General features: G+C 64.5%; 5 protein-coding genes. 1 reads left to right on the forward strand and 4 read right to left on the reverse strand.

The features are described from left to right. Positions 1 to 89: 89 nt before the first annotated feature. Positions 90 to 1,673, reverse strand: a complete 1,584-nt coding sequence (locus KF886_21220; protein ID MBX3179880.1) for an FAD-dependent oxidoreductase — start codon at positions 1,671 to 1,673, stop codon at positions 90 to 92. Positions 1,674 to 2,293: 620 nt separating this feature from the next. Here KF886_21220 and KF886_21225 point away from each other — a divergent pair. After that, positions 2,294 to 2,530 (forward strand): hypothetical protein, encoded by a 237-nt coding sequence (locus tag KF886_21225; GenBank protein MBX3179881.1) that lies wholly within the window; start codon positions 2,294 to 2,296, stop codon positions 2,528 to 2,530. 648 nt (positions 2,531 to 3,178) lie between these two features. Here KF886_21225 and KF886_21230 read toward each other — a convergent pair. The 3 genes from KF886_21230 to KF886_21240 all read right to left on the reverse strand — a co-directional run bounded on the left by KF886_21230 (position 3,179) and on the right by KF886_21240 (position 8,944). Beyond that, a complete protein-coding gene (locus tag KF886_21230; GenBank protein ID MBX3179882.1) occupies positions 3,179 to 5,968 on the reverse strand; it encodes a glycoside hydrolase family 127 protein in 2,790 nt (929 codons plus the stop codon). A 767-nt stretch (positions 5,969 to 6,735) separates the two neighbouring features. Beyond that, positions 6,736 to 8,145: a hypothetical protein gene (locus KF886_21235; GenBank protein ID MBX3179883.1), complete on the reverse strand. Its 1,410-nt coding sequence runs from the start codon at positions 8,143 to 8,145 to the stop codon at positions 6,736 to 6,738. Between the two features lie 16 nt (positions 8,146 to 8,161). After that, the gene (locus KF886_21240) at positions 8,162 to 8,944 is read right to left on the reverse strand and encodes a glucose 1-dehydrogenase (GenBank protein ID MBX3179884.1); all 783 of its coding nucleotides are present in this window, start codon (positions 8,942 to 8,944) and stop codon (positions 8,162 to 8,164) included. Between the last annotated feature and the right edge of the window lie 819 nt (positions 8,945 to 9,763).

The raw sequence follows: 9,763 nt of genomic DNA on the forward strand, positions 1-9,763 counted from the left end.
GCCGCGGGCGGGAGCGTCAATTCGCCCATCGGCGGCGGGGGCATGCCCGGGTGCAATCCCACGCGCCCCGCGCGGGTTTCCGGGATGGCCTATGGTCGTCCCTGCTTCCGCTTCCACGCCTCATACTGCTCCCGGTATTGCTCGTACGGCGTCCCATCCCACGCGATCACCTGGCCCGCCTCCAGGAGCGCGGCGCGGTAGCGCGCTGGATCGATCGCCTGCACGTCCACGCCCTCGTCGACGGCTTGGGCGGCGGCGATCCCCGCCGACTCGCCCAGGATCATGTAGGTCGGCTCCAGGCGCATCGAGGAAATCGCCACGTACGACGCGCTGAGGCACACGGGCGCGAGCAGGTTGACGCAGTCCTCGCGCCTGGGCGTGAGCGCGCGGTACGCGATGGGATAGGGGCCGGGCGAAGCCATGTCGTAGATGCTGCCCTCGGCGGCGATCCTGCCGTCGGTGGCCACCAGGCGGCACGGGAACATCGCGACGTTGTAGTAGCCGAGGCCGGCGGAATCGTCCACGCCGCGCTCGTGGGTGATGTTCTGTTGCGTCATGACGTACGCGCCGATCATGCGGCGGCCGAGGCGGATGTAGAGCTGGTGCGGCAGGTCGCCGGTGTCGGGGTAGTCGCCCCGCCGCAGCTCCTCGGTCGCGCCGGTGATCTGGTGCATGATCTTGAGGTGGTCAATCCATTCGCGCCAGATGGCCGCGCGCTCGGGCCATGCCGCGTCCGGATAGCCCGCCTGCCGGTCCAGCAGCCCGCCGGATACCAGCGCGTTCCGGTCGTAGTTGTTGTGCGGCCAGTTCACCAGCTTCGGGTCGGTCTCCAGCGCGCGGCGGACCAGCGCGTAGCGCGCGGGATCATAATGCGAAGGCGGGCCGATCGGGCTTCCCTCGCCCGCGGGAACCCACGCGAGCCGGAAATTGTACGCCATGGTGTGGCGCGAGGCGGACCCAGGCGGGCCGAGGGGCTCGGGGTCGACCATGGGCAGCAAACCGCTCGCCGGATCGCCCGGAATCACATACGGATCGATGTCGAACACGGTCAGGCTGCCCGTGCCCGCCATGGACTCGCCGTACTGATCGCGCGACTCGCGCCCGACCGTATACGGCACGCCCGCCGCCGCGATCAGGTCGCCCTCGTAGCTCGCGTCGATGAATACCGTCGCGGCGACGCGCGCCGCCCCCGGGGTGGTGGCCGTCGCCGCCGGGCAGCCATCGGCCTCGGGCGGCGCATGATCCAGCACAATTGCCTCGATGCGGGCGCCCGCTTTCTCCGCCGCGCCCAGACGGTGCTCGTACAGCACGGTAATCCCATGTTCCTTCACCAATGCGGCAAAGAGATCGCGGAAGGCCTGCTGTTTGCCCGGCGCTCCCTCGGGACCGAGCGCCTTATCCTTCTCCAGCATCACGCGCGTCAGCCCGCCCACATCGCGCGGATAGCGGCAATCGGTCGACACGCCCAGCCCACCGCCAACCATCCCGCCAAGCCACCGCGAGGGCTCGACAACAATAACCGACTTGCCCGTCCGTGCCGCGGCGACCGCCGCCATCATGCCCGAAGCCGTGCCGCCGTAGACGCAGACGTCGGCGGTATGGCGAGCGGGCGCGGCTTGGGCGGACGGGGCGCAGAGCAGCAGGAGTGCAAGCACAGGCGAAATCAATCGCATCCAAGTTCCTTTCAATACAACCGACGCGTCAGCCCGATAACCATACCACCGGTGGCGTTCATCGGTCACCCCGCGAATGCCTCACGGTCCGTAACACTTTAGCCGTCTGAAGTAGTCGCCCTCGTCGCACCCAACGGTGGCGGCCCTCGGTGATCGAGCACCGTCATCCCCACGAAAGTGGGGATCCAGAGACCATGCAACGTTAACCTCGCAAACCCTCTGGATTCCCGCCTTCGGGGCTTTCGATTTAACTGGTGGGGACGCCTCAAAACCTACAAATTTGTGCTGCTGTCCTACAGCGTCATTCCCGCGAAAGCGGGAATCCAGTGGACTTCGAAGGTTTGCGCGATCGCGTTGCTGGATCCCCGCGTTCGCGGGGATGACGGATCGACTCATTCCTTCCATAGCGTAGGGTAAGTTAAGTAAATCGACAGCCGCCTTCGCGGGAATGACGAATACATCCAGGGTACGAAAGGAATCTCGTATCGGCGAACGCCTTACTTCAGACGGCTAAAGTGTTACCACGGACCTAACCCGCTCCGGCACAGGGGCTTGGGCTTCCTTTTCAGAGAAATTTGGGGTAAAGCGATATATACAAGAATACGTAATGGGAGTTCGTCATGACCCGATGGAACTTGGCTATACCCGAAGAAACCGACCGGAGTGTTCGTAGTTTCCTCGCCCGATCCCGTGGCGAGAAGGCCGACCTGTCCGCCTATGTGGACCACGCTGTTCGGCAGGCGCTATTCTGGGATACGGTGGAGAGTATTCAGGAAAGAAATAAGGATCTTTCGCTGGAAGATGCCCAGGCGCTGGCCGACAAGGCGGTAGCGGAGCTTCGTGCGAATTCTTCTTGATACCTGACATTTTTGCGGACGCCGGACCTTCGGCGTGTCCGCGTCAAATGTAGGATAGTCGTCCCGGCTGTCCACCGCGCCGAAAGGCGCGCCAGGATCGCGGACATTCCTGTCCGCGGCAACGGGAGCCGACTGCAAGAGTTCCCCTCACCTCAGCAAAACCACCGCGCAAGGAAAGTGGCACAGCCGTCCCGCCTGTGTTCAGCGCCGAAGGCGCAAATGTAGGATAGCCGTCCCGGCTGTCCACCGCGCCGAAAGGCGCGCCAGGATCGCGGACATTCTTGTCCGCGGCAAACTGAGCCCACCTCCAAAAAGTTCCCCTCACCTCAGCAAAACCACCGCGCAAGGAATGTGGCACAGGCGTCCCGCCTGTGTTCAGCGCCGAAGGCGCAAATGTAGGATAGCCGTCCCGCCTGTCCAATGCGCCGAATGGCGCGCCAGGATCGCGGACCTTCATGTCCGCGGCAAACTGAACTCACCTCCAAAAAGTTCCCCTCACCTCAGCAAAACCACCGCGCAAGGAATGTGGCACAGGCGTCCCGCCTGTGTTCAGCGCCGCCAGGCGCAATGGCTCGCGGACGTTTCCGCCACGGCGAACCTTCGGCCTGTCCGCGACAACGGGAGCGCGGGGCGCCAACCGACTGATCACTACGCCTCCGCATACCAGTCCAGGTAATACAGCAGCGTGTGCGTATTCCAGTAGCAATTCATCACCGAATTCACCGTGCCCTCCGCGATGGTTTGCCGGTACATCGCGCGGCCCTGCTTCAGGAACTCCGCGTCGCCGGTGAGTTCATACGCGTAGAGGATCGCGGGCGCGATCAGCACGTGGTAGCCGCTGTTCTTCTGGAAGTGCGGGTTGTGCGAGTAGCCGTAGACGTCGCCGTCCACGCCGCGGGTGCGGTTCTCCGCGAGGATGGATTCCGCCATGGCCACGGCGGCGGCGGCCGCATCCACATCGCCGGTCAGCCGGTAGTAGTCGTACATGGGCTCCATGAGTTGCGCGACCATCCAGGGGACGTTGCCCCGGTAGCTCACGTTGCCGTGGATTTCGGGGTAGGTTCCGCGACGGGGGTCGATGCGCTTCATGGCGTCGTGGGCGAGCGCCCGCGCGGCGTCCCGGTATTTCGGATCGCGGGTTTCGTCGTACGCGGCGACGAGGCCATAGAGCACGCCGGCGTGATCGCGCACGCTCACCGATCCGATGGCGCGCCCGGCGGCGGCGGCGGAATCCGCCACGCCGAGGGCGGCGTCCCGCGCATCCTGATCGCCCGTGAGCCGCCAGTAGTTCAACATGCCCTTCGTCCGCTGCGTGGGATTCCACGGGCCGCCGGTGCTGTGATCGGGATTGAAGTAGCCGCGCAATGAGCCGATCCATTTGGGGTGTTCGGCGGATGCGTGGCAGATATCGACGTCCATGATGTGGCGGACGGCGGCCTCCAAGTGGTCGAACCAGCGCGCGTCGCCGGTCATGAGGTACTCGGAAAAAAGGCCCTGCTGCACGTCGTAGTACCCATTGCGCCACGTGCCCTCGTCCGCGCTGTAGGGGTGGTCGCCGAAGTGGCGGATGCCGGTGGTGTAGAACATCGACGCCGGGATTTCACCGTAGGTCTGCTTCATGAACGCGGTCAGTTCCGGAAAGCGCGTTTCGTCGTGCGGGGCCGCCCCGCCGAAGGCGCCGGTCGCGCAGAAGTAGTCCGCGTCAAAGAGCCCCGGCGGATGCGTGGCCCAGTCAATCCCGTCGCGCGCTGCCGCGGTCGCATCGCCCGCGTCCCACAGGGCCAGCCAGACCTCGTGGCGCTTCGCCTCGCCCTCGTGCGGCCGGTAGGCGGGCTCCGGATCCGTGGGGGCGAAGAGCTCGATCATGAATCCTTCGTTGTTCACGCCAAGGGCGATCGGGTGCTGACTAGCGAAGTGGCGCACCAGCGCGGACAGGCGCGGCGCACCGTCCGTCCCGAGGACCTGGAGCCAGCCATCGGCCTGGCCTTCCCGCGTTTCGATGGACCCATCCGCGCGCGTGATCGCCCAGCGATCGCCGGCGACCTGCGCAATGCGCGCGGCGGGCGCGCTATCCACGTGCGGCGCGGCCAGGCCCGGCGCGGAGGCGCGAAGGGCCAGTTCTGTGACCTCGAGGGTTTCCGGATGCTCATTGACGATCCGGTGGGTCAGACGGACCCACGGCAGGCCCGCGAAGGTCGTGGCGCGGATGACGAAGCGGCCGAAGTCCGTCGTCTCGCCCTGAAGACGGCCCCGGGCCTCCAGCTCGCGGTGCACCGGGCTTTCTTCGAGGATTGCCATGGTTTCCACGTGGTAGGCGACGGATTCGCCGTTGATCCGCGCGGTGGCGCCGAGCGTTTCAACACGATTTGGGCCATTTTCGATAGAAGCCGCAAACGTTTCGCCGGGCCCGGCGAAGGAAAGGCGCGCACCCCCGGCGGACGGCGCGGGTGGCGCGTTGTCTGGGTCGATGTCGAGTTGGAGCGCGCGGGCGCCGGGCGGCAGGATCGCGGTGACGCGCGCGAAACGCACGCTGCCATCGGGCCAGTGGCTCATGGCGCTGGCGTGCAGCGGAATGGGGCCGCCGCCGGGCGTGGCGAGGCGCACCGCCGCCGGATCGCGCAGCGCGCCCGGGGGAAAGGGAAGCCCGCATTGGAGCGGGAGCGGCTGATCGGTTTCGGGCGCGTGGCGTACGTCCAGGGTCACCGGAAACGCGACAGGCTTCCCCTGCGCCTGCGGGAGCGGCCAGCGATCGCCATGTTCCGCGCGCGCGATATCCACGGACGGCATCTGCCGGGGCGGCGCGGCGGTATCGCCCGATGTAAGGACGGCGTCGCCCACGTAGAAATGCGTCATGAACTTCCAGGGGTCGGCGTCCGTGATGTTGTCGGTCGTTCCGATGTAGCGGTGGTCGCCGTCGAGGCGCTCCATGCTGCCCGCTTCGTCGGCCAGGCGAAACGCGATGCGCACAGTGTCGCCCGGCGCGATGGTTGGCGGGAGATCCACCGAGAAACGCGATGGCGCGGTGATATCGGCCGAATCGGCGACATCCTCGCGCCAGACCGTCTCGCCGTTGATGTGGAGCTCCTTGAAGCGGTGGCCGCGCAGGTTGATCTGGCCCAGCCAATCCTCCGTAAGCGGGTCGCGGGTGGCGTCGTAGTCGTCGGTGGCGTAAAAGTGAAGGCGCAGGGGCGGGGTCCATTCCGCCGGAATGGTCACCTCGCGTTCGGCGGTCGCGGCATGGCCCTTCTCCGAGACGTCCCAGGGATGGTGCAGCACGAGCAGCGCGCGGCGGTCCGCCCAGGCCTCGAACTTGCCGGACTGCGAGAGAGACCACGTATCCGGCGGAAGCAGAAGGCTTTCGGCGGACGCGGGGGTGGTGTGCGCGGCGAGCAGGGACAGCAGCGGCGCGAGGGTGATCGCGCGAAGAAGCGGATTCATTCTGGGGCCTCCGGTAGGGGGTGATCAGCGGTGTCCGGACAGTATAGCGCACCCACGGGCGGCGCACTTGTTGATTGGCGTCCGCTTCGCGAACGTCACAGACAGGAATGTCTGTGTCCCTCGATGCTCACGAGTGATAACGCTTTGGCCGTACGAAGCGGCGCCAGCCTTATATTGTCATGCCGTGATCTTGCGACGAGAGTGCGCAAATGCCGGGAGCGCAGGGCGAAGACGCCTGCCATACAGGTCTGGCGACCCGGATTGTCGTCGCTGGATCCAGATCTTCATTCGTACCACTATCCGTCGATTTCTTGTATCTTGGCGCGTTTTTTGGAAAGTCACGCGGTAATCCATTCATAAAAATCGGGTTAAATAGCCGAAACGCGGGTTCGAATTTCGGCCCCATTTATCGGCGATATATTGAGAAAACGCCCCGAAGGGGCACGGCAGCTTCGAGCCCCGGGCAACGCCCGGGGTTAACGGAATAGGTTTCCTGTAAGCCCTGAAAGGGCAGCGCAGTTCAGCGCAGGAGCAAGAACTCCGCCGCCCTTTCAGGGCGAATTAAAACTGCACCACGCTTCCCCTGGGCGTTGCCCAGGGCTCGAAGCTGCGCTGGCCCTTCGGGCCGGAAGAGCGGGAATCCCGAGTTCAATACATTCATCATCGAGGCGCCCTGAACCACCATACAATTCGCGTTCATTCGTGTTCATTCGCGGTTCAAATCTATTCGAATGCGGCCAACGGCTGCCCCGTGTGTGATTATGGATCTATGCCGCGCCAGTCCCCTCTTCGTCGCGGAACCGCGTGAGGATAAACCAGGTGGTGATAATCGCGGATACGGTAAAGATGCCGTGCACGAGGATAAGCGAGGAATGGGTGGTGAGGATGGCCGTGAGTCGCCCGACGCCCTCCTCGGGGAAGAACAGATCCTTGTGGATGAACGAGCGCGCGCAGCCGGAGAGGTAGCAGGCCCAGAGAACGAGCAGGTAGAGCCGGACGACCGGGCGCGGCCCGTACATGAGCCGGTAGACGAGGAAGCCGACGATGGCGCTCGACACCGCCAGGATGATCTGCTGGCCGGCGTAGGATAGCCTGTAGCCGAACTCGCTGGTCGTGTTGAGATCGCGCACGTAGTCGAGCACGGTGTGGTAGACCGTCAGCGTGATTGCGGCCTGCCAGGCGGCGTGCTGGGAGAAGAGGCCCAGGATGATAGTGACCGCTCCGAAGGTGACAAAACCGAAGAGCATGGTCAGGATGATGCGCAGGCTCCAGGCGCCGAATCCGGTCGCCTCGCGGAAGCCCTCGGGCAGCAGGCCGAAAACGAGCCCGCGCCCGTAGAAGGTGAAGAGGACGAAGGCCAGGAAGAGCGCGAAGGGCGCCCACGACGCGGGCGGCGTTTCGCCGGTCTGGCCGGCGGTCTGAAGGCGCTCGCGGTTGAGCCACGCGCACCAGCCCAGGGCCGCGCCGAAGAGGAAGCCGAAGGAGAACTCCATCATCTTCCACCAGCCGACCCAGCGCATTTCGGGCGGGCCGAAGGCGAGCCAGAGGCAGCCGCCGCCGAAGCCGATGCCGCCGCCGAGCGCGCCCCAGAGCGCGAAGCGGAGCGGGATGTTGAAGGCGGAGCGTGGCCCGCGGGCGCGGAGAAAGGCGAGCAGCGCGAGCGCCGCGAAGAGGAGGCCCGCCCACGATTCGCCGCGCGGGCGATCGAGCCGGTTGGAGAAATAGAGGAGCTTGGGCTCGTTGATGAGCTGCACGCCGATGATAAAGGCGGGGATGGTAATCAGCAGGGCGATTATCGCCGTCTTGCGGTTGTAGTGGGTGCGATCGAGGCCGAGCCCGAACACCGCGCCGCCGAGCAGCCCCCAGACCGCCCCCTTGATGAGGCAGCCGAGCACGCCCCAGTAAAGGGTGTCCATTTCGCGGACGAAGCCGAGGGTCTGGCCGTAGGTCATGTTGCCGCCATAGCCCACACCGATCGCGCCGAAGACCGCCGCCATCGCGGCGGTCTCCATCTCGTAGCCGAGGAGCAGACAGATGGACAGCGCCACGAATACCCCGGGAATGAGCGCGCCGTAGGGGCCGCCGCCGATGTAGCCGCGCAGGCCCCAGCCGAGGAGCATGGCCACGGCGGGAAAGACGACGAAGAGCCAGGCGGGATGATCGTTCCGGGTGTTCATGGTGTGCTCCTCTGGTTTATACCGTGGCCTTGGTGGCGCCGGTCGAAATACCGCCGTCCACGAGCAGGGTCTGCCCTGTAATATACGCGCTGGCGTCCGACGCAAGAAAGACGGCGGCCCCATCGAGATCGTTCGGCTGTCCGGGGCGCTTCAGGGGGATCCGATCGCAAATATACCGCACCCAGGCCTCGTTCTCATAGAGCACCTGGTTCTGGGCGGTCTTGAACCAGCCGGGGGCCAGGCAATTCACGGTGATGCCGAGCGAGCCCCAATCGTCGGCGAGGCTCATGGTGAGCTGTTTGGTGCCGCCGCGGCTGGCGCAATAGGGGCCGAGCCCGGCGTAGCCGAAGACTGAAGTGACGGACCCGATGTTGATGATGCGGCCGTACTGGCGGGGGATCATCGTGCGGGCGACGGCCTGGGCGACGAAGAAGGTCCCGCGCAGGTTGGTCTCCAGGACCAGGTTCCAGTCGTCCCACGTGATGTCGAGGGCGGGCTTGCGCACGTTGCAGCCCGCGTTGTTCACGAGGATGTCGATCTGGCCGTAGTGGCCGTGAACCGCATCCACCGCGCGCTGGATGCTGTCATGATCGCGCACGTCGAGCGCGACGGGGAAGGCCCGCCGGCCCAGGGCCTCGATCTCCTGTTGAAAGGGCGCGAGCGACTCCGCGGTGCGGCTGGTGATGGCCAGGTCGGCGCCTGCGCGGGCCAGGGCGCGGCCCAGGTACTGGCCCAGGCCACGGCTGGCCCCGGTGATCAGGGCCACTTTGCCGGTGAGGTCAAAGGGGGTATGAGACATATGGGGATCCTTCATCAGGGCGGCGTTAGATTGCAGGCGCTGCTTCTGGTGGCCTTTTATATTCACCACGAAGGGCACGAAAAACACGAAAAAAAAGTAACATTTTAGCCGCATGAAGCAGCAACGCGCGGAAACAGCACGAACGGACTGTTAATAACGAGGAAGCGCGGCAATGGATCACGGACATTCTTGTCCGCGGCAGGACGAGCGGATGAAATCTCGTGATCGATGTGTACGTCAAGAGGAGCGGGTCCCCAATGCTTTCCGCTCCTGGGGACGCCGGGATTCTATTCCAAACCACTGACGTCAATCTATTTCCCGAGCTCCCGTTGCCGCGGACAGGAATGTCCACGATCCGGCTATTCACGCCCGACTTGACCGAGAATCGCCTCCAAGGCGTTGGGTGCTTCATTCCGCTAAAGTGTTACAGTCTTATTCGTGTGAATTCGTACTACTATCCGTCAACTACTTGTCTTTTCTGCAAGTTCTTTCGCTCAAGATCCATATAACCGTTTGTTGTATAAGCATTTACGAAGCAAAAAACCCAGGGGGAATCTCCGGGCCGTTCCACAAGTGTCGTGGTCGAAACTCTTTTCTTGCCCACGGATTACACCGATGACACGGATTGAAGCGACACCCGAACCAAACGAGAAGAAGTAGCCCGCCACCCGATCAATCCCGCTACAATTCCGATGCTGAACAATCCGATCAGGCTGCCTTGGAAACAGCACGCAGCCGCCTGCGCACCCCAACGACCGAAATCATTTTCGTAATACTTTAGCCGTCTGAAGTAAGGCGTTCGCCGATACGAGACGCCTC

It is taken from the genome of Candidatus Hydrogenedentota bacterium (assembly GCA_019637335.1).
Lineage (GTDB): Bacteria > Hydrogenedentota > Hydrogenedentia > Hydrogenedentales > JAEUWI01 > JAEUWI01.